The following is a 22,118-nucleotide window of genomic DNA, read 5'->3' on the forward strand; positions in this document are numbered from 1 at the left end:
TTATTTTTTCTTTTCTGCGTGGCCTCTGAATGTACGCGTAGGAGCGAATTCGCCTAATTTGTGACCTACCATGTTTTCCGTTACATAAACAGGGATAAATTTATTCCCGTTGTGCACTGCAAAGGTATGACCAACAAAATCAGGAGAAATCATTGATCTGCGAGACCATGTTTTGATAACTGACTTTTTGTTAGTTTCATTCATAGAAAGAACTTTTCCTTCTAAGTTGTGATCGATATAAGGACCTTTTTTAATTGAACGAGCCATTATTTTTTCCTTCTCTCAATGATGTAACGATTCGATGTTTTCTTCTTGTCGCGTGTTTTGAAGCCTTTAGCTAAAACACCTGTGCGTGAACGAGGCTGACCTCCTGAGGTACGACCCTCACCACCACCCATAGGGTGATCGACAGGGTTCATAGCTACACCACGAACTCTTGGACGACGTCCTAACCAACGGTTACGACCAGCCTTACCTAACACTTCAATTCTTCTATCGTGATTAGATACCGAACCGATTGTAGCCACGCAAGTCAATAAGATCATACGTGTTTCACTTGAAGGTAATTTAATAATAGCGTATTTACCATCACGAGCAGACAATTGCGCATAAGTACCAGCCGAACGAGCGATTGAACCACCTTGACCAGGGTTCAACTCAATGTTATGGATGATAGAACCCAATGGAATATTTGCTAATGGAATAGTATTACCTACTTCTGGGGCAACTTTTTCACCTGCTACTACAGTCATTCCAACTTTTAAACCAGCTGGAGCGATGATGTAACGTTTCTCACCATCAGCATAATGCAATAATGCAATACGTGCTGTACGGTTTGGATCGTACTCAATTGTAGCTACTGTTGCAGGGATATCTTTTTTATCGCGTTTGAAATCTATTAATCGGTATACTTTCTTGTGTCCCCCACCGATGTAACGCATAGTCATTTTACCGGATTTATTACGACCGCCCGATCTTTTGTTGCTTCCAACTACTAATGATTTTTCAGGAACATTAGTTGTTACGTCAGAATAGTCAGCGCCTACTCTGAAACGAGTACCAGGGGTTACCGGTTTGAATCTTTTAACTGCCATCTCTAATTATATAGTACTGTAAAAGTCAATAGTTTCGCCATCTTTAATTGTAATGACAGCTTTTTTATACTTAGGAGCTCTACCAGATACGAAACCTGCTTTTGTGTAACGGCTTTTTGCTTTACCTGCTACTACTGCAGTATTAACCGCAAGAACAGTAACACCAAACATAGCCTCAATAGCTGTTTTGATCTGAATTTTGTTAGCTCTGTGATCTACTTTGAAAGCATAACGGTTTAATTTTTCCGTTAAAAATGAAGCTTTCTCAGTTAAGATAGGTTTTTTAATAATGTCCATATTACTTAGCTAATGCCTCCTCCAAAGTTTTAAGCGAACCTGTAGTAAATAATAACTTAGCCGCATTTAATACATCATATGTATTTAATTGATCTACAGTTGTTACTTTTACTTTTTTCAAGTTTCTGCTTGATAAATAAACGTTATTATCTTGCGCTGATAAAACCAATAAAGTTTTCTCATCTGCTACATTCAAAGCATTTACAAAAGCAACATAATTTTTAGTTTTGATTGAGTCAAATTTAACTTCATCCAATACTACAACATTGTTATCAATTGCTTTGTAGCTTAACGCTGATTTACGTGCTACTTGTTTCAATTTTTTATTCAATTTGAAACTGTAATCACGTGGTTGAGGACCGAATACACGACCACCACCATTAAACAATGGAGATTTGATAGAACCCGCACGAGCACCACCAGTACCTTTTTGTTTGTGTAATTTACGAGTTGAACCCGCGATTTCATTACGTTGTTTAGATTTGTGAGTTCCTTGGCGTTGATTCGCTAAGTATTGTTTCACGTCCAAATAGATCGCATGATCGTTAGGCTCTAACCCAAATACCGACTCAGGAAGTTGCACCTTGGCACCTGTTTCTTTACCTGATAAATTTAAAACTTTAACTTCCATTTCCTATTTGTCTACAACTACATAAGAACCTTTAGCTCCTGGGATGGAACCACTAACAACGATTAGGTTTTGATCAGCATAAACTTTCAAAACTTGTAAGTTTTGAACTTTAATTCTGTCACCACCCATACGACCTGCCATACGCATACCTTTAAATACACGTGAAGGCCAAGAAGCCGCACCAATTGAACCTGGAGCACGTAATCTGTTGTGCTGACCGTGAGTCGCACCACCTACACCACCAAATCCATGACGTTTCATTACACCTTGAAAACCTTTACCTTTAGAAGTACCGACTACGTCAACATACTCCCCTTCTTCAAATAGTGTAACGTCAACTACGTCACCAAGTTGTTTTGCATCTGGGAAAGTTTTAAACTCTACCAGCTTACGCTTAGGCGTTGTATTTGCTTTCGCAAAGTGCCCTTTTAAAGAATTCGTTGTGTTCTTTTCTTTAGCTTCATCGAAGCCAAGTTGAACAGCAGCGTAGCCATCTTTCTCTTCCGTACGTATCTGCGTAACCACGCACGGACCAGCTTGAATAACAGTACACGGAATGTTTTTTCCCTCTGCATCAAACAGGCTTGTCATTCCTACTTTTTTTCCAATAATACCTGACATGTTGTAAATTAATTAATTAAAAGTCCATCGAAGCAGTAGGGCTTCGCTCAAGACGTATTTCCCCCAATAAGGGATTGCAAAAGTACGAAGAAATTTCTAACTACCAAATTATTAGCACATTATTTTTTTATTTTTTTGTCTAGATCGAATATTTAAAAAACTAACTAATCGAGATATTAAAATAAATTGAGAAATAACAAGAACAGTAAGTGAGCATCCGAATTCAATAATATATAATAAGAAGATAAATTATCAGAGCTTAATGGGAAATAATAAGATATTATACAACCAATACAAACATAAAAAACTCAAAAAAACTATCCATAGCATATAAGCTGCGGATAGTTCATGTGCCTTTTTAAATTAACAATAATCTACATTTTAATGACAGACTGCCCATCCAACAGTCTTTTATATCGGACTAAAGCTTCTACATAATAATAGTCCGCATAAGTCAAGGGAACGTCAACTTCTGTCTCATGTGGAATAGATCCCACACTATGTTTCAGTATATAACCACCAGCTTCCTTATACTCCGCCTTATAAGGTTTAGAAGATAATGATCGCAACATTTGTTCTGCTTTGACAATATATAATTGACTTTCAGCCCCATCAGTATATTGAGCAAGTTCCAATAAAGCAGAAGCCATTACAGCAGCAGTTGATACATCACGCAGATCTTTCTGTTTGTAATATTTACTTGAAGCACTTAATTTATTTTGATCCATGTCCCAGTACGGAATTAAATCTTGGGGCAAATTTGGATGATTCAAATAAAAATTTGCAATATTTCGTGCCTGTCGTAGATATTTTTGATCCTTAGTTTCTCTAAACATCATGGTATATCCATACAAACCCCAGGCTTGGCCTCTAGACCAAGCTGATTCATCAAAAGCCCCTTGCGCAGTCTTCTTCGAGATTATACTTCCATCCTTACTGTTATAATCAACAACATGATAAGAACTATAGTCTTTTCTATAATGATTGATCATTGTTGCATCCGCATGTTTAATTGCGATGTCAGCATAACTTGAATTACCTGTCATCTTGGATACCTCAATTAAAAACTCTAAATTCATCATATTATCTATAATAACCGGATAAGTCCACGATTGCCCATCCCAATTCTTACCACCATCCCATGATCGAATAGTTTTTGTCGCATCCTTATAACGTGTAGCCAAAGAAGCAGCACCTGTACTCAGCACATTCTTATAAGCACTAGAATCATTTGTCAATCTTAATGCATTTCCAAAACTGCAGTAAAGCATAAAACCCAGGTCATGCGTACCTTTATTATTCTTTTCTTTTTCTAAATATTTCAACTTTCGTTTAGCCTCATCTAACAATTTCGTATCATTCGAATATTCGTAAAGATACAATACAGTACCTGGATAAAAACCAGAACACCACCAACTAGACCCCCAATTCACATATTTACCATTTTGGAAAGTCGTAGGAATATCGGCTTCTTTAACAGAAGCAGCGAGGTAACTAATTTGTTTTTTTGCATCTTCCAGATTTTCATTCACAAAAGCTGAATCAAGGTTTAACTTATTCTTGGCAAGCCCTCTTTTAGTCTGGCACGAAACCCCTTGAAGAGCAAATCCTACTATTCCAAATAGGATTAAATAATTTCGAATGTTCATTTAAAACGTTATTTTTTTGAGTTTTTAATAATTTACATAATAATCTTTCGGAAACTGTTCCGCATTCCAGCACTTTTGCGAAGTCCACTTTTCTGGACTACAAGTCCAAAATTCATCATTAGCCGGCAATCCGAGAGGAAGGAAGGATAAAGAAGCTACATACATAGAGCCAGCATTCGTATAGTAATCTGCCAAATTCTGCTGCTGGTCACCAACTACTCCCATACTAAGCCATCCAGAAGGTGAAAAAGTCTTATCAATATAAATATGTCTCAGTATTGCAGTTAAGGCAGCTCGCACCTGACCCTTAGAAATATCCTCTGGCAGCCTATTTTCAAGAGCCACTGCAGCCAGGGGTTGAAAAGCAGCATTCTTATATGTTGAAGAGCGACCAACTACCATATAATAACCTTCTGGGGAAATCATGCGTTCCAAGTGATGTGCATATCGCTGCATCCTTTTATAAGCACGATCAAACATTTCTTTGTATTTCTTATCTACGTTTATATTATGGCGCAGTGCTTCAACCTGCATATTGTGAATAACGTAACCATTGTAATGATCGAAACTAAAGTGAGCACCATCACTATACCACCCATCGCCCACATACCATTCTGTATCAAATTTATTTACAGCATAATCTATTTTTTCTCGTGCGCACTCCTCACCGGTATAATGTAAAAACGTCTCAGTCATGGCCGCAAAAAGCAACCAGTTACTTTCATTAGGTTTAATTTTACGTAGTAGTTTAAATTCTTCGACAACCCTTTTCTTTGTTACCTGATCCAATGGTTCCCACAGTGCCTTGGGTGCCCTTAGAAACGCAAGGGCGAGATGTGCTGCATCTACCAGTGTTTGCGATGAAGGACCTCGCCATGTAAAATAATCCGGGGATTGAGGATTTACACCATATTGAATCCCCAATAAGGCCTGATCACGTAATTTTTTACGTAGCTTTCCTTCTTCGGAGCTATCATCAGGTAAAGCCAGCCAAGGGGCCATACCTGCCAGCAGTCGACCGAAAGCCTCGAGGTATCCAACGCCCGGATCTCTACTGTCAAAAGTAGGACTTACCTCCATCGGCATCTTTTTGTGCCATTGCTGTTTACTGATATTATCCAATATAGGTGTAGCCATCTTGCTTAGTATTGAAACCCAATAAGCACGATCATTCCCTGCATAACTTATGCCTTCATCAGATAAAACACTTGCCTTCGCCCCCATTGGCAACGATGCCGTCAATGCACCAACGCCAGCACCGCCTAACAATTTTAATACAGATCTTCTCTTCATCGATAATGGTTTATAAATAATGTGTGCTCAACAAGCACACAAAACATGAAAAATCTTTATTTTAACACAGAAAAACAAACTAAAAAGAATCAATCGCTCGTGCAATCGTTTGCTAGAGCGATTGATAACAAGTTCTTTACAAGAAAAGAAAAATCTTTCTTTATTTCTTAATCATCCCAGCCACTGTTTTGTGTCAATGATGTGTTTCGTTCCCGTTCCACTTGTGGGATTGGCCATGTATAAAGTTGATCACCTCGCCAGTCATACGGCGAAACAACTCCTCCCCATGCCTGTTTAATACCATTTCCTGTGTAAAAAGATGTTTCTTTCAATGTTTTCCATCGCAACTCGTCAAAGTAGATAACACCTTCACACATCAATTCACGACGGCGTTCTTCACGAATTTCTTTTCTGAGATCCTGCTCACCTATCCCTAATAGTAATTCTCCAACTCCGGCACGTTTTCTTACCTCATTTACTTTTAACACAGCTTCACCAGGCTTTTTCGATTCATTCAATGCTTCTGCCCATAATAAAAGAATATCTGCATATCGCATCACAATATAATCATAAGCCCCTGCCTCTCTATTGGGAATACCTGGGTTAGCTCCCTCATAAACAAACTTACGTGGGTAATAGTAGAAATTAGGGACAATATCCGTTCTCAAGTCAAACACACCACCAAATTCTTGCCGATATGGCCATCTTGAAGTGAAGGTTTGGTCTGTCGCACCGTTTGCTCCTACAAAAGTAGAATATGGTAAAATCACGTTGCTTACTAACCTCGGATCTCTATCTTCATAGGCTTTCTTAAGGCGTTCTTCATTACCCGTAGGCAAATACAAAGACATATCAAGCTTATTTGTAGTCCGTTTTTCAATGTTCGATATTTCAGCAGGGGTTAAATTATTCCGTAAGAAAAACACCTCCCTTTGGCCCGGTGCCATCTGATTATAACCTGGTAGGTAATCATCCCAATCAAATTTAGCACCATCTTTACGTTGATAGCGATCTACCGCATCGGGATGTACCAAATAGGTATTCCAATTGGATCCAAAAGCTGATCGTGATCCAAACCTGAATTGGTAATCTGAACCATATCCTGCCAAAGCGATATTCTGGATACTAAATATAATTTCAGGACTTTGCTCATTATCACCTTTAAACAGATTGGCATAATTACCAAATAAGGTATGTCCCATATTTTTGACTTGCTCAAAGTCGGCAATGGCTTTTGTCCATTCTTGCGTATACATATACACCTTACCACGAAGCGCATATGCTGCAGATTTAGTCACTCGCCCAAACTCGGCCTTTCCTTTATCATAACGATTTGACAATAAAGGTTCATTGATACAATCTGTTAGATCTTTAATAATCAAATCCCAGACTTCTTTTTCTGTACTTCTTGGTTTATCCACCTTATCCCACTCGATTGGTTCAGTGTAAATGGGGACTCCTTTATACAGTTGATTTAACCGATAATAATAGAACGCGCGCAAAAATTTCATCTCTGCAAGCAATCTTGCTTTCTTTTCAGCACCTACAGGTGACACATTGGCGATACCATAGATCGCATTATTACTTCGGTGAACACCCTCATACAAATTTTGCCAGGTAGATGAAAAAATACCCGATGACGCAGTAGCCGTTGCGTTCATCAAGGTTGAATTGTCCCTCCCCTGAAGAGTCGCGTATGTGTCATATACATACAACATCTGACCTAAACGCAACCCATGATAAACACCATTTACACCTTGGTCGGTAAGATTTTCTGTTAACCACATATTATTGGTTAATACCTGTGTTTTAGGGACAGTATCCAATAAATCCTTCTGACAAGAAGAAAACAATATTGCAGAACCGATAGTCACGCAAAGCAGTATTTTTTTACTCCACAAATTATATTTTTTTATATTATTTTTCATGATATTTCTATTTTAGAATCCAATATTCAAACCAAAAGCAAACTGTTTCATTGTTGGATATTCTGCTCCTGCACCAACTTCTGGATCTAACCCTGGAAAGTCCGTAACCATCAGTAGATTTTCACCTGTAAAAAATACCCGTAAGCTCCGTACTTTAATTTTTTCAGTTAGTTTCTTATCAAACGTATAACCTACTTGTAAATTTCTAAGTTTTAAAAAATTTGCCTTATATAACCAATAATCGCTTGCTTGATTATTGATATTTTCCGCTGAAGTGCCATATTTCAATCTAGGGAAATATCCATTTTGATTGGTACGTGGATCATTTGGTGCCGCCGGGTTATAGAAATAATGATCATCTGCAATACGAGTGGTCACTTGGTTACCAAGAATCAACACATTATTATTATAACCAATATCTGTCCAGTAATACTGTCCTCCAGCCTCTCCTGCCCAAATCATAGACATATCCAGACCTTTATAAGAGAACCCAAGATTGAATCCATAGATATATTTAGGACTTGTCGACGTCCCAGTAAAGTACTGATCGGCATTATTTCCATAAATACCATCTCCGTTCCGATCGGCATAGACCAAGTCTCCATAATACATACGTGCATTCGCACCATAACTATCCGCAATAGCTTGGGATGAGGTTATAAAAGAATAGCCAGCAGCTTTCATTGCTTTTGCCCATTCGTAATCCTGATCCGTACGGATCATCCCTGTGGTAGGTCCACCATTGATATTAACCGAACCATCGGCATTAAAAGAACTTCCATCACCTCTATATACTTGGCGTAGATAGAATTCATCCAGCTGGTATCCCTCAAGTCTCCGGTTTACACCGCCTGTGGATACATCACCCAAGTTAGTATTCCAGACCATTTTTCCCGTTCCGTCATCAACCATACCTTGAACCAGCTTACCCTCATATTCCGTGACTTTATTTTTATTATATGAGAAATTACCACCGATGTTATAACTAAAATCCCCAATCTTATCCCGCCAGTTTAGATTGAGCTCAATTCCTTTATTACGCATAGCGGCTTGGTTGTAATAAGGGCCACTAGCGGTACCAGCCGTAATTGGCATTTGTGCTGTACGAATAATGTTTGAAGTTTTACGATCGTATAAACTTAGTTCCACAGATGCACGACGGTTTAATGTTGCAAATTCCAATCCAAGCTCTCTATTTTCGGAATCTTCCCATTGCAACAAGTTATTGCCAAAACGTGACAATGCTAATCCGTTGGCTTGAGCTCCATTAAATGAATACCCCACCGAACCATATACTCCGTGCCAGCCGTAAACATTCAAATCATCTCCGCCATCATTCCCCAATTTACCCCATGAAGCCCGAAGTTTAATATCCTGTACGTAAGGATTAACGGCTTCCATAAACGACTCTTTAGATAATATATAACCAACAGAAGCAGAAGGGAATGTACCGTATTTTCGTCCCCGTCCAAATTTTGAAGCCCCATCCCGACGTAAACTGAATTCTGCTAAATATTTTGCATCGTAGTCATAGCTAGCACGACCAAAAAAGGAACGCATGGAGTTATCAGATTCCCCTCCAGAGATACTGTTCATCTCCGTTCCTGTACCGATATTGGTAATGGTCGCATCGATCAATCCTTTTCGAGAAGCACTAAATCCGGAATCGTTGTAATAAAATTCATTATGACCAACTAATGCGCCAATCGTATGTTTACCAATCGTCGTATTATAACGCAATACGTTATCGAAAGATTTTCTGTAAATTTTACCATAAGACTGTCCAGTCGTCGAAGTCGCAAGATTAACAGGTGTCGATGTAATCGTCATGGTTGAAAAGTCATAGCGTGGTGACGGATCAGACCAGGTTTTCACTTCATCAAATCGGCTCTGATAGTTAAATTTCGTTTCAAATGTCAAACCCTTCCAAAGTTTAACATTAGCAAATAAGGTCGTGTTGAATCGTGTACGCTCATTGCTTCCCTTATTATCGTAAAGATAGGTCATTAAATTGTTCAGCTGTGATGATTCACCTGAGCTGAGTACAGCACTTCCAAACTTACCGTCATACATTGGGTAAATACCCGGTGTCGTTTGCCGTAAGAAATTATACAGATTGGCATCGGAAGCCATAGAACGATCTTCTTTCAGAATAAATGTCTGTGTACCTACTGTAAGGAAGTTGGTAATATCGGTCTCCAGATTCACACGCCCTTCGTAGCGCTTCATGCCTGTGTTGTGCATTATGCCTGGGTTGTCTTGTATTCTTCCAGATAGGTTATAGCGGATATTTTCACTACCTCCTAAAACACTGACATTATGACTCTTTAACCACGCGTTCTCATAAATCCAATCTCCCCAATTGGTATTGGGAAATGCGACGTAATTTGGTATGCCCTGAGCGGTCATACCATTTGGATCAGCATTTGCCGCTGTCCAGGTATCAATAGCACTTTGCGTATATGGACCTTTCTCGCCTATATTTTCTGCAGCTTCCTGAAACAAGCTCATATGCCTCAAATAATCGCTTAAAAATTCAGGCTTCGCGCTTGGTGTCGTTCGCGAAAATAAACCTGAATATTTTATTTGCGGTGCTTGTCCGACTTTTCCTTTCTTTGTCGTAATGACAATAACTCCATTAGCAGCCCTCGCACCATAGATCGCTGCCGAAGAAGCGTCTTTTAATACCGATATTGTTTCAATATCTTCTGGATTTACAGCATCCATTACCCCTTGAATACCGTCAATAATCACCAAAGCATCATTATTGTTCATGGTACCTGTACCGCGTACGCGAATGGTTGCTCCATCACTACCAGGCTTACCATTGCCGACCTTCACCTGAACACCGGCAGCCAGCCCCGACAAGGCCGAGGATACATTCGTCACAGCCCTGCTTTCCAGTTTTTTTCCATCGATAGTTGCAACAGAACCCAATAGTTTGGATTTCTTCTGTTGCCCATACCCCACAACAACAACCTCATCAATCGCCGAGCTGGCACTTTCCAACGTTACATTAATGGCATTGCGGCCATTTAGCACAATCTCTTGATTTTGGTATCCTACATAAGAAATTACTAGCGTTGCGTTAGGGTTCACAGATAAGGAATATGTTCCCGATCCATTTGTGGAAGTAGAGAGCGTCCCCCCCTTCTCACGAATTGTTACACCTGATAATGGTGTTCCTTGACTGTCTTTGATTTGTCCCGTTACATTTACTTTCTGCTGGGCGTGAACTGTACCTACAGAAAATAGTGTCATCGCGGACAATCCTATTGCGTAAAACTTAGCCATACTTTAGGAAATTGGTTTTATAATTAAAAATTGGTTATTTAACAAGCTCAAAATTGATTAAGTGCGGTCATTTAATAGGGTGATTTTTATAAATATTAAGGGGTAAAATCTTAAATTTGATGGTATAACCTTTATTCATCTATGAATTTCCTTGTAAAACAGATCCAAAACATGATCATTATCGCATGGCTACTTTGCCCATTTATGTCTTGTTTGGCCCAGAATTTCAGTTTTGAAACACTAACACAGGACAATGTATTAGATAAACAGGCGGTATTGAGTATCGCTCAGGATAAAAATGGAAAACTTTGGTTTGGAGGAGGTCCAAATCTGTTTATTTATGACTCACAGAATATTATAAACCTTCGAGTTCAGGATAGCGTATTCAACAAATTAGATTATATCAACAAGATTTGTATAAACGACAATAATGATCTTTTTATAGCTACCTCTACTCAGGTATTTATTTTCAATATAGACAAACGAAAGCCTCTCCTAAAAAGAGGAAAGCCCTTTATCGAAAAAGTCCTTATCTCAGACATACAAATTCTATCCTCCCATATTTTCTTATGTACAAATAGGGGTCTATATATAGCTATTCCCGCCTCAGGCTCTTATGATTTTAAATTAATTTTAGACCGTCCTCATACACAAACTATTGTTCAAACAGGAGCAGACTCCTATACAATAGCTAGCGCTAACGGTATCGAATCATTTACCTATAAAAACAAGCGGCTATCTGAAACCCGCAACCTGGGCTTACCACAGTTACCACTAAAGGAACGAATCTTTAGTACGATGTATGTGAAAGATAACACGCTTTGGGTAGGGACAAAACTACATGGTCTATTTCTGTTTAATTTTTCCAGTCAAAATTGGAAAAATCTAACGGAAGGAAATAGTAATCTCTTAAGCAATAATGTTCGTAAAATCATTAAAAATACAAATGGAGAACTATTAATTGGCACATTGAAAGGTCTTTCCGTTTTCAATGGATCCCCTGTTTTCACAAATTACAAACATAATACATCCATCAAAAACTCCCTCAGCCAGAACTCGATTTATGATATCTTTGTCGATAATCAAAAAGTAGTCTGGTTAGGAACATATTTTGGGGGTATCAACGCAGTTTATCCTGATTTTATCCCTATACAAACCTACTCTACACGTTCGCTATTAAGTCAACAGTTAAATAGTGATATCGTGGGTAGTTTTGCCGTTTCCAAGAATGCTGCTTGGATAGGCACTGAAGAAGAAGGAATCAATAAAATTGATAAAATTACGGGGAATACTAGTCCACAACCCCAATTTACCCGATCAAACCTGATAAAAGACCTCTATGTCCGGGATGAAAAATTATATGCCGCACAATATGGTGGAGGCTACTCCATCATTGACCTAAAATCGGGCAACACCAAAAATTATCTCCTCGAAAAGGATCTCTTAAACCTGAAAAACAATATTTATAGCATTTACGTAGATCCAGCACAACGAATCTATCTAGGCACAAATAAGGGGCTTTACATTGCGGAACAGGAAAAACCACCACAGTTTGATTCCTCACTAGCAGCAAACACAATAGATGAGATACAGGCAGATGATAAACAACAGATTTATTTCCTGCAATCAGGAAAGCTATTTCGAAAAAAGACTTTTAGCGCTACTGTCCGATCCATAAAGCAAATTGACTCACTGTACATCAATGGATTTTATGTCGCGCCCGATGGCAATATCTGGCTTACCTCGAAAGGGGATTTATATCATTTCGATGTTAAGGATAATGTGGCCCTTAAAGCCCATTTTCCCAATAACACCCTAGGTTGGCCTGTCATGATCGACAAACATTTCTGGATCAGCAGCAAAAATGGACTGATTTTCTTCGATCCAAGCACAAAGTATCATACTGTCCTTAATCAGTATGATGGTCTCCCTGTTAAGAATATGCAAGGGGCTAAGGTCTATAGCAGCGAAGCCGGATTTTTATTCGTGACTACATTGAATGGTTTAGTTTCTATCGACACCCGAAAAATCACTTTCAATCAGAAAAAACCGAATGTGCTTTTTAGAAATATATTCCTTCAAGATACACCCTTAAACTATGGTCGCATCCAGCAAAGTGATCAACCCAATAACTATACGTTGCAATTACTTTATGACGAGAATTTTATAACGGTCAATTTTTCGAGTTCCAATTTTATCAAACCACAGAAAAATAGATATCGGTATAAGCTCGAAGGTTTTGATAAAGGTTGGATAGAAACCAATACACCAAGTGTCAGATATACCAATATTCCCGAAGGACAGCATACACTCAGTGTATATGCCAGCAATAATGATGGCATCTGGAGCAGTACCCCACTACAAATACACATTGATATAAAACCTCCGCTCTGGAGAACATGGTGGGCCTACCTCTTATACGCCGGACTATTTACACTCGGGGTACACTTTGTCATTAAATTTGTTGTGGAACGCGAGATGCTGATCAATTCCGAAAGAGAACAGGAAAAGAAAATCAAATTCTTTACACAAATTTCGCATGAGATCCGGACTCCGCTTACCCTGATCATGTCACCTCTAGATGAAATCATTACCGAAACAGCCAACTTATCGACTACCCAATCTAAGATAAAACGGATTAAAAACAATACAGCTAAATTATTGGGGGTAGTTAACGAGCTACTTGATTTCAAAAAATTTGATGACAAGCACTTCATCTTGAAACAGAGCGATATCCCCTTCAGGGAATATATTGAAGACACATTCTATCTCCTCAATGATCTTGCCCAGAATAAACATATCAATTATTATATCCGACAATTGGATGCCGTAGGGTTACAATCCATAGATGCTGTTCAATTTGACAAGGTCATGTTCAATCTATTGTCAAATGCCATTAAGTATACACCCGCGAATGGCACAGTTTATCTTGAGCTTCTTGAGAGCGAAGACAACATCATTATCAACATCGTTGACAACGGGATTGGCATCGCAACGGACAATCAATTCAAGATTTTTGAAGAATATTATCGGGAGGAACAAGCAAATGACAGTATAGGTACTGGTATCGGACTAGCCTTAACCAAGCAGATTGTTCTACAGCATCAAGGAGAGATCCGTTGCTTTACCATGAAAGATGAAAAAGGAGAATGGACGGTTTTCAACCTACGTTTACCGAAGCTATCAAAAGTCAACATGTCCCCTCCTACAGACTCCCTGATGACCATTATAGATGAATCAAATTCAACAACTCCGACCGTATTGGGCAGATCCTTGCAACAGACCATTCTGATTGTCGAAGACAATAGAGAGCTTTTGGATACCATTGTTCATTTATTTCAGGATAGCTATACCGTCATCACGGCTGTCAATGGAGAAGATGCCTTATCGAAAGCGCAAGAGTATATTCCCGACTTGATCTTATCTGATCTGATGATGCCTTATATGAATGGAGCCCAGTTATGCCGGGCAGTAAAAACAAATATCGCAACCAGTCATATTCCTGTTATCCTGTTGACTGCAGTGACAGACAGTGAATCACAGACACAGGCCCTACAATATGGAGCAAACATCTATCTAACAAAACCTTTTGACAATAGGCTGTTGTTTCTATCTGTGCAGAATCTCATAGCAATCAGTCATAAAAAGAGCAAGGAATTTCAGGTCAAAAAAACAGATTTCGACAATGAACTGGATGCTAAATTTATTGCTACATTAGATCAACTGATCGAAGATAATATGCAGTCGGATGACTTTGATGTTAATTTTATCTCCCGAAAGATGGGTATGAGCACACCTATTATTTACCGAAAGCTCCGGGCGATATCCAACCTTTCTATCAATAATTATGTGAAGATGTACCGGCTTAACAGAGCGAAGGAGTTGCTAAAATCTTCGATGAATGTCAGTGAGGTAGCCTATGCAGTCGGATTTTCTGAAAGAAAGTACTTCAGCAGAGAATTTAAGAAACAATTTGGGTATAATCCATCACAGCAAATAGCAGACTCCGACGAAGATAATTAAAACACAAAAGGGATTAAATATTTGAAAAAAGATTGTAGGCAGGGTACGAATAGATTTAAAAGTAACAAAGGCGCCTAAATGGGGGCCTTTGTTACTTTTATCTTTACTGTATTTACTTCGCGATTTCATTAATCATTGGTTCACCATCCAAGAGCCTTTTATAGCGCACTAATGCTTCTACATAATAGTAATCAGCATATGTCAGTGGTACATCAATCTCCGAATTTAAAGGAAGTGCCCCCACACTATGTTTTAATAAATAACCGCCATTTGTCCCATAAACTGCTTTATAAGGTTCTTTGGATAAATTAGTAAGCATTGTCTCTGCATTAGAAAGATAAAGGGCAGATTCTTTACCTTTTGTATATTGAGCCAATTCAAGTAAAGCAGATGCATACAATGTGGCTGCCGAAACATCCCGAAGATCTTTTTTAGCATACATCTTACTAGATTGATCAATCTTATCTTTATCAAAATCCCAATAAGGAATTAAATCTTGAGGCATATTCGGATGATTCAAAATATATTTCGCAATATGTCTAGCTTGATTTAGAAATTCCTTTTTATTTGTTTCTCGATACATCATCGTATACCCATAAAGCGCCCAACCTTGGCCTCTAGACCATGCGGATTCATCATAAGCACCTTGGTGCGTTTTTTTTCCAATAACTTTGCCGCTATTCACATCATAGTCAATAACATGATATGAGCTATAATCTTTCCTAAAATGATTTTTCAATGTTGTTTCCGCATGCTTTATAGCCAAGTCATAATATTTCTTATTACCAGTCATTTTTGAAACCTGCGTCAAAAACTCTAAATTCATCATATTATCAATGATAACGGGATAATGCCAAGGTTTGTGATCCCAAGACCGAATTGTTTTTGTTCTCTCATTAAAACGAGAAGCAAGAGAAGCAGCACCTGTAACTAATACATCTTTATATTTCGCAGAATCGCCGGTCAGACGTAAACCATTGCCGAAACTACAAAACAGCATAAAACCTAGATCATGTGTACCTTTATTATACTTTTCTTTCTCCAAATTAGGTAATTTCTCTTTTACATTTTTTAATAATTCCTGATCTTGAGTCCCTTCATATAAATACCAAAGTGTACCAGGATAAAATCCAGAACACCACCAACTGGATGATGAAAAGATCTCTTTATTATTTTCAAAAGTTTTAGGAAATTTTCCATTGGGTGTTGCATTTGCCAAGACTTTAATTTGGAGAGCTGCGTCATTCAAATTCTGCTGAATAAACTCTTTCGATAATTTCAGATCCCGGGATTGACCTTGAACAGTACATATTCCTAAAACAGAACATAATACCATGATAATCTGTCTTTTCAATTTCATCATAATTTACAATAATCTTAATTCGCTATTATTTTATATATCACTTGATTCCTTAATTCCATACTTTTAATTAAAACATTCATTTTATAAAGCATTCCACCCCACACTTTAATCAATCGTGGATCCTCGATTTCCTTATTTTCTAAAGAAAAAGTAACAGTTTCCCTTTCGAAATTTATAAAGACTTTTTTCCCATTATCCAATTGTAAGAAAAAGCCATCCTTTACTAACTGAGGTTTTATTTTAGATATGAAACTAATCGATTGAGGTTTTTTAAATTCCTCCAATTGATACTGTTCTTCTACCCTGATTTCATTATTTCCTGCATGCATCTTGATAGTTCGCATCCAAGATTGTACTGCGGCTTCTTTAGGATAAGCCTTCGCAACATTGACACGGTATTGAGCAGTTTCATTATTAGTTATATACTCGACATCCTCCGCATGATAAGACCTTCCATCCTTTTGCTGTATTCCATTTATGATAGGAAGATTATGCCATTGCGATTGCATATTCCACAATGTATAGCGATTCCTACTAAAAGTTTCTTTGGTATAAGTTCCCACACCTACATCAATTAAAACTGGCGTCGAATCCAAATAGAGCATATAGCTTCCAACATCATTATGATTATGGCTTACCCCATTATTACTTCCTATCGTAGCCAAGAATAAATTACCCTTTTTATTTAAACTCCGCATAGTTGCCTGTCCCAAACTCTCATAAAAATGAAATTGGGGGGCTATAAAGTCTTTTCGATGATTACTTAATTCATTATAAATAGACGCATGCATTAAAAAATCCTGTACTGTTCCTAATGACATACTTGGTGATTTTAGAGTTGTCAAATAGCTTGCATATGCTTTTAGATTATCATCATTATATAAAGTACCATAAGCCCATATTTTAGCAGGATCGGGTACTTGTATCGCCTCTGCATCTGCGAAATTGATGTATCTATTTCTGTAAATGTGAGAATTCAAGATATAGTTGCCAATATTAAATAATTTATGTTCCTCCTTAAATGTCACCTCTCCATCCGACACATCCTCTAACCACAACAACATCTGTCCAAGTTCACCACCAGCATGTAGCCAATAAGAGGGCCCCTCTTCACACGCACCATCTTCAGCGTAAGAGTCAATAAATTTATCCGCACTATGAGCCAATTTCTGAATAATCATCTTCAATCTAGACGCATCTTCTTCCACTAATAATGCTACTTTAAGAACATTGGTGTTGATCCAAATATTCCAGTTATTAACCATATTTTTTGACTGAAGCGCCATCCACCAAAAATCATCTCGGACTAAATAAGGATTTAAAATACGGCTCTGTAAGACATCTTTCAATTTTTTAGTAATCATAGGAGAAATTTGGTTTAATTCATCTCCCAACAATAAATAAACCATCGCCAGATCAGCTGCTACCCGACCTGCTCCTAGATCAATATAATCATCCAGTGGATCAGGCAAACCAATTCCAGATTTTTGCACTACAATATGTGCAGGACTTACCCAAGTACTTTCTTCCATCATTAACCAGAGGCCATTAATAATCTGCGGAATAAAACGTCCCTTTCCCTCAACCAATTCTCCTATAACCAAATGCGATACGATACTCCTGCGTGTATTAATATCATCCTCGTAGCGAGTTCTGTTTCCATCAGTCTTATATTCAAGATATTTTGTAGCTAACAATGATGGCCAAGTAAATGAATTCGCATCCTCTGCAACTTTCATTATGTGAGACTTTTCCAATATTGATAGCGCTTGAATAGCTTTGTTCCATTCATTTTTCTTTTCCAACCGCCAGTCATCAATACGATTAACGGTATTTGTCAAAACTTCACCTGAAAGATGCCGCTCTAAGGTGTGTTGTCCAAGTGCATTAATTTGCAACATAACAAAAAAGAGAAACATTAAAATTTTATAGCACTTTCTACTTCTTCTCATAAACTACTGCTCGAGAGCCCTTATTAAGTGTAAAAACAATTATTCCATCAAGATCTATTTCATACTTACCCTTTCCTTTAATCACAATCATTGGAGTCGATATCCCCGATTCAACTCTAATTGTACCCGTATGTTGACTTTCGATCTCCACAGTTTGCGTTATACCATTTTTCCTCTTTGCAGAAACCAGAAAAGCTCCATCAGTCAAAAACCTTTTAAAAGAAATATCTTTCCAGGAAGTAGGTACAGCGGGAAAAATTCTTAATTTTCCATTCCAATATTGTAAGCAAAGTTCTTGGATGCTTGTCATTGCTGCTAACGGGGTTTCAATTACTGGTCCCGACTCGGCATAAAGCGTATTCTTTTTAATATAAGATTTTAATAAATTATCAAGAGATGCTAAGGCATCATCTCCCCTTCCCATCATGGCATACATCGATGCGGCACCAGTAAATGAATAACCTTGCAAGAACTGATTTTTACTCTGCCAGTACTTGATTGAACGCTCAATCAAAACTCTATTTTCCTTTTGATCCCAATTAATTTCATAAAAAGGATAGATCATCATTAAATGCGAATAATGTCTATGTGACTCACCATAAGGAACATCCTTAGCTATCAAATAACCGTTTACCCCTTGTGGAAAATCGATCAAATTTTCGAGTACATCGAACCATCGATCATATAGAGGATCTTTCCTATTCTTTTCATCATCTAGCTCGATGAGTGATCTAAGCCCCCATCTCAGAATAGCTAGATCATAATTCGTATCATAAGCATACCCATATTTATATTCTGGCGAATAAGTTTTAACAGCGATATGATATTTTCCTGATTCATTTTTTTCTAATAGATGCAAATAATAATTAACAGCCTCTTTAAGTAAGGGAAATAAGCGGTCATATACCTCTTCCTGCATGCCATAGCGATAGTAAGAATAGTAGCTATGCAATAACCAAAGCAAGTTGCCAAGTTCTTTTTCACCATCAGAAGCATAGGAAATTGAGACTCCCTTCTCTAAGAGAACAGGACTCCAGAGATCGTTCGCAGATGAGCGCCCAATAGCAATGCTATTATAACGATAAGCCACAGGAACATTTTCTCTCAAATTGGAGACATTCTGATCAATCATTTGAATTAAAGAATTCGCGATATCAAGATGGTTTGACGTGAAAACAGGAGAATATGTCAATTGCATATTTAAGTTCATCCAGTAAGCTGGCCAAGGAGTAACGCTCGTCCATGGTCCCTGCAAATCTATTGCTGGCTTATTTGTTCTGGTGGCACTTGCTAATTTATACAACTGCATATCATAAAAACGCTGATAAATTTTATCTGGTAATGACAAAGAAGAAGCACTATAATAATTACGCCACCAATTTTGGTGTTTTTCCAAGGCTATAGTAATATCTTTAGAATCAAAATGATCAACATAATCAATTGTTTCTTTTAGATAGCTCTTGTTAACCTGATTATATCCAACCGAGACAACATAAACATCATTGTCCATACCGAGCATTTTCTTATATACAGTTGCATAGCCACCGCCAGCTAATAACTCTTGATTATAAAAAGAAAATCCCTTACTAGTGCCTGATTTTCCCTCAGGATTGCGAGTATAATAAGTTGGTTTTTGTGTATAATCAAATTTCATACGGGGACTGATAGCAGAATCCGGACACCAGTCAAAAGAGTAGTTCCCATGGTAGTCCTTTTTAATGACTTCAATGAGTATAATATTATCATCAGACAGTGTTGTCGTTTTAATATGCAACATACCATCCGAAGTCTTAATATTCGTTTGAGAATAAGCTTGCTGAATAAAAATATCACCACCTATACTATCAATGTCCACATTAAGGTTTATAGAAAAATGCCCTAGTGACAGACGAGCTTTATCAAAAAGCTTTTCACGATTTTTTTCACGATGATCATAAATATCCGTTCTACCAATATCTATACGTACAGCTTGTGAAGATTTCAAATAGGTCATCGTTCCTAATAAACCATTCCCCGTGAATACCCCTTCGTAAATATTTTTACCCAACTGAGGAATATGAAATATTGGTTTGTCTTGACCCTGAGCACGACAAATAACACATAAGATTGAAATAAAAAAAATATATAAATTCCGCATAAATAGGGTTCAATTGGGCTCTAAAATGTACTTTTTTTAGTAGACACACAAGAGAAACTTACGAAATCGTTTGAGAAGAAAATCATGAAAAAAGGGTAATAATGGTTTCAGAAACCATTATTACCCTTTTTTCATGAAAACTTAATAAGGATGATAGATCCAATAATAAAACAACTAGATCAATCCACTTAATACTGTCCTGTACTTAAAAGAACCAATGTACAAGCATTTTCAGTATCAATACCTATTGCACCTGCAAGTGCTGCTAATTCCGCATTTTCAGCTCCAGGATTAAAAATAATCCGCTTTGGCTTTGTTTCTAAAATATAATCAAAATAGCTTTTTTGATTTGCTGCGCCAACATACATAGTAATGGTATCAATATCCGTATGAATAAGTCCCATAGGTTCTATTTCGACACCAGCAACTTCACCCTTCTTAAGCCCAACATTCACAATATCATGTCCATATTGCTTCAATTTATAGGCTGCTTTATACGAATACCTTTCTGGATTAGTACTCGCTCCTATTATTAGCGTTTTTTTCATAACTACTTATTTTATTAAACATCATCAGCCACATTACCAGCATCATTATATATTCCCTTTCTTAAGATAGGCATCCCTAAAATTTTATACAATTCATCCAATTTAACTAAGCTACCATTAGTCATATTCGATAAAAGTACAATCGTAACGTTATTTTTTAGATCCCTAACATACAAATTGCGAAATCCGTGCCACCATCCAGTATGATAGATTATTAGATCATTATTTCTGTGAAAAGTGCGCCAACCTAATCCGTATCCAAATATTCCATTTTTAGATTTTGCACGATCGACATAAGCAGAATCTAACGTTTCTTTCTTTAATAACCTACCTTCATTTAATGCTAAATCTAATTTATACAGATCCCGAACTGTACTATAAATTCCCTTATCGCCCAGAGGGCCATCTTGAAAATTCTGAACAACAGATCTTCTCCAAACCTTATCGTGACCGATAACATCTGTCGGAATTTTTTCATAAATAGCTTTTGACAATGCAGCTGTATTAGTCATTCCTGCTGGATTAAAGACATTTTCTTTCATCCATTCCGCATAACTTTGATTAGTTACCTTTTCAATAATAGCGCCTAAAACCATGAAATTCGAATTGTTATAAAAGAATTTACCGTCAGGTTTACCATAGCGATTCGGTTTAAACTCAATCAGCATATTCATGACATCTTGATTGGTCATACCCTTCTTTTTTTCCTTCCAATGCTCTTCCGAAAAATAAACATAATTTGGCAATCCAGAACGATGAGACAATAATTGCTTTATTGTAATATCTGGATAGGGAAAATTAGGATAAAAATCATTAATAGTTTGATCCAATTTCAATTTGCCCTCTTCAACCAATTTCAAAATACCAATACCTGTAAGTGGTTTGGAAACAGACGCTAATTCAAATTTCGAATCAATCTTCAAACTATCTTTTAAAAGATAATTTGCCCAACCAAATGAATTCTGATATAAAATCTTTCCATTTTTTGCAATCAGTACATTACCATTAAATCCTACTCTTTTATGCAAATTTTGCATAAAAGCTTCAATTTTAGGATCTGCTTCAGATGGATTGTATATGAGTTTTAAACTGTCAGTCTTAGCCTGTTCAACTAATGCTTTTTTTTGCTTTTCTTCTTTCGAACTACACGATACGGTTGCTATGATAAGAACAGCAACTATGCTTTTTAGTATATATAATTTCACTATTTAACGGATTCTATTTCTTTTCTAATGTATTAATGCTAAAATGCTGATTTTAGTACTAAAAAAAGAAAAAAACAATAAAA

The 22,118-nt window shown here is 37.3% G+C and carries 15 protein-coding genes; 1 reads left to right on the plus strand and 14 read right to left on the minus strand.

The window, feature by feature from the left end:
* From rpsS to JAZ75_RS04575, 9 genes are all read right to left on the minus strand, one after another.
* Window positions 1-267, minus strand: a complete 267-nt coding sequence (gene rpsS / locus JAZ75_RS04535; RefSeq protein WP_021189653.1) for a 30S ribosomal protein S19 — start codon at window positions 265-267, stop codon at window positions 1-3.
* Complete coding sequence (rplB, locus tag JAZ75_RS04540) at window positions 267-1,094, minus strand: 50S ribosomal protein L2 (protein WP_021189654.1); 828 nt, start codon at window positions 1,092-1,094, stop codon at window positions 267-269. Before rplB ends, rpsS begins: the two co-directional genes overlap by 1 nt.
* Window positions 1,095-1,100: 6 nt before the next feature.
* Window positions 1,101-1,391, minus strand: a complete 291-nt coding sequence (rplW, locus tag JAZ75_RS04545; protein WP_021189655.1) for a 50S ribosomal protein L23 — start codon at window positions 1,389-1,391, stop codon at window positions 1,101-1,103.
* 1 nt (window position 1,392) lies between these two features.
* Window positions 1,393-2,022: a 50S ribosomal protein L4 gene (gene rplD / locus JAZ75_RS04550; RefSeq protein WP_021189656.1), complete on the minus strand. Its 630-nt coding sequence runs from the start codon at window positions 2,020-2,022 to the stop codon at window positions 1,393-1,395.
* 3 nt (window positions 2,023-2,025) lie between these two features.
* Entirely contained in the window at window positions 2,026-2,643 is a 618-nt protein-coding gene (gene rplC / locus JAZ75_RS04555) for a 50S ribosomal protein L3 (protein WP_132843571.1), read from the minus strand.
* A 374-nt stretch (window positions 2,644-3,017) separates the two neighbouring features.
* Window positions 3,018-4,292, minus strand: a complete 1,275-nt coding sequence (locus JAZ75_RS04560) for a glycoside hydrolase family 88 protein (RefSeq protein ID WP_132771542.1) — start codon at window positions 4,290-4,292, stop codon at window positions 3,018-3,020.
* Between the two features lie 24 nt (window positions 4,293-4,316).
* Window positions 4,317-5,585, minus strand: coding sequence for a DUF2264 domain-containing protein (locus tag JAZ75_RS04565; RefSeq protein ID WP_183916272.1), 1,269 nt, complete (start codon window positions 5,583-5,585; stop codon window positions 4,317-4,319).
* A 167-nt stretch (window positions 5,586-5,752) separates the two neighbouring features.
* Window positions 5,753-7,513 carry a RagB/SusD family nutrient uptake outer membrane protein gene (locus tag JAZ75_RS04570; RefSeq protein ID WP_208700417.1) on the minus strand — a complete coding sequence of 587 codons (1,761 nt, stop codon included), beginning with the start codon at window positions 7,511-7,513 and terminating at the stop codon, window positions 5,753-5,755.
* 12 nt (window positions 7,514-7,525) lie between these two features.
* Entirely contained in the window at window positions 7,526-10,807 is a 3,282-nt protein-coding gene (locus JAZ75_RS04575) for a SusC/RagA family TonB-linked outer membrane protein (protein ID WP_208700418.1), read from the minus strand.
* Window positions 10,808-10,978: 171 nt separating this feature from the next.
* Between JAZ75_RS04575 and JAZ75_RS04580 the strand changes: the two genes are divergently transcribed.
* On the plus strand, window positions 10,979-14,830 hold the full coding sequence (locus JAZ75_RS04580) for a hybrid sensor histidine kinase/response regulator transcription factor (protein ID WP_208700419.1): 3,852 nt from the start codon (window positions 10,979-10,981) through the stop codon (window positions 14,828-14,830).
* A gap of 112 nt (window positions 14,831-14,942) precedes the next feature.
* Here JAZ75_RS04580 and JAZ75_RS04585 read toward each other — a convergent pair whose 3' ends face one another.
* The 5 genes from JAZ75_RS04585 to JAZ75_RS04605 form a co-directional block, all read right to left on the minus strand.
* Window positions 14,943-16,190, minus strand: coding sequence for a glycoside hydrolase family 88 protein (locus tag JAZ75_RS04585; protein WP_183916734.1), 1,248 nt, complete (start codon window positions 16,188-16,190; stop codon window positions 14,943-14,945).
* Between the two features lie 17 nt (window positions 16,191-16,207).
* Window positions 16,208-18,094: a heparinase II/III family protein gene (locus JAZ75_RS04590; protein ID WP_208700420.1), complete on the minus strand. Its 1,887-nt coding sequence runs from the start codon at window positions 18,092-18,094 to the stop codon at window positions 16,208-16,210.
* A gap of 37 nt (window positions 18,095-18,131) precedes the next feature.
* Window positions 18,132-20,282 (minus strand): glycosyl hydrolase family 95 catalytic domain-containing protein, encoded by a 2,151-nt coding sequence (locus tag JAZ75_RS04595; protein WP_208700421.1) that lies wholly within the window; start codon window positions 20,280-20,282, stop codon window positions 18,132-18,134.
* Window positions 20,283-20,470: 188 nt separating this feature from the next.
* Complete coding sequence (locus JAZ75_RS04600) at window positions 20,471-20,830, minus strand: CoA-binding protein (protein WP_208700422.1); 360 nt, start codon at window positions 20,828-20,830, stop codon at window positions 20,471-20,473.
* Between the two features lie 14 nt (window positions 20,831-20,844).
* Entirely contained in the window at window positions 20,845-22,035 is a 1,191-nt protein-coding gene (locus JAZ75_RS04605; RefSeq protein ID WP_132771550.1) for a serine hydrolase domain-containing protein, read from the minus strand.
* Between the last annotated feature and the right edge of the window lie 83 nt (window positions 22,036-22,118).

This window comes from Sphingobacterium sp. UDSM-2020 (genome assembly GCF_016132525.1).
In the GTDB taxonomy this organism is placed as follows: Bacteria; Bacteroidota; Bacteroidia; order Sphingobacteriales; family Sphingobacteriaceae; genus Sphingobacterium; species Sphingobacterium anhuiense.